The 1,022-nt window shown below is 35.9% G+C and carries 2 protein-coding genes; both read right to left on the bottom strand.

Annotated elements, in window-relative coordinates; genetic code table 11:
• Window positions 1-133: 133 nt before the first annotated feature.
• On the bottom strand, window positions 134-454 hold the full coding sequence (locus GMD1S_RS08100; RefSeq protein WP_000923698.1) for a hypothetical protein: 321 nt from the start codon (window positions 452-454) through the stop codon (window positions 134-136).
• Window positions 455-608: 154 nt separating this feature from the next.
• On the bottom strand, window positions 609-1,022 hold a 414-nt coding region (locus tag GMD1S_RS08095; protein WP_000574590.1), incomplete at its 5' end, for a glucosamine-6-phosphate deaminase.

The raw sequence follows: 1,022 nt of genomic DNA, 5'->3' as shown, positions 1-1,022 counted from the left end.
TTACGTACTACTGTTTTAGACATTTTTTTCACTCCCTTCAAGTTCAAGATCTATTCCATTTTACATGCAAAATGAATAATTGTCAAGAGGAAACCTACATTTATTCCTATTTTCCAGTTTATTAATTACTTTCTTACCTATACTTTATCAAATCATACAACTTTGTTACTGCTTGTTCAAAAGGCTCAATATATTCCCAATATTCATCAGGAAGATTTGAAATCTTACTCAAGTCATTGCTATCAAAATGATATACCAGATGACAAAGAATTTGATTTTCAATAAAATGCAAATCCCTCATCTGATCTATACTAATAGAATCGAGCTTTTCTACGTAGCGACATAAATCAGCCAGCGAGTGCGAATCAAATACTTTTTCCTCGTGTAAATAATAGAGAAAGCTTTTGTTTTCAGCTCGTATATTGTCTTTTATCAGATTATTTTCTAATAGCATACTTTCATTCTCTCCTTGTATATCATAAAATAGTAAAAATTGGACCTAACTAGATCTAGTTATTCTACCAATCTATTATACCACTTCTTTCTATTGACTCATGAAAGCTAGAAAAAAACCACTCACTCCAAAGAGCAAGTGGTTCTTGTAATTTTTATTTTTCAAGCAGGCTGAGCGCCTCAGCATCAGCGATAATAGTCACATCAGGGTGGTTTTGTAGGCTGCTTGCTGGGAGGTTCTCAGTCACTGGACCCGACACTGTTCCGGCAATGGCTTCTGCTTTCGACTCACCGTAAGCAAAGAGAATAATTGACTTGGCATCCAAGATGTTTTTAATTCCCATTGAAATGGCTTGAGTTGGAACGTCTTCAATCTTGTCAAAGAAACGTGCATTGGCTTCGATGGTAGATTGATCAAGTTCTACTAGATGCGTTTGGCTATCAAATGGAGTTCCTGGCTCGTTAAAGCCGATATGTCCATTGCGACCAATTCCCAAGATTTGCAAATCAACTGGATGGTCAGCCAAAATTTGATTATAGCGTTCTACTTCTTCTTCAGCATTATCCTT

The sequence above is a fragment of the Streptococcus sp. GMD1S genome (assembly GCF_000296875.1).
In the GTDB taxonomy this organism is placed as follows: Bacteria; Bacillota; Bacilli; order Lactobacillales; family Streptococcaceae; genus Streptococcus.
Note: the sequence above shows the minus strand (reverse complement) of the source record. Positions and strands in the feature narration are given on the sequence as shown.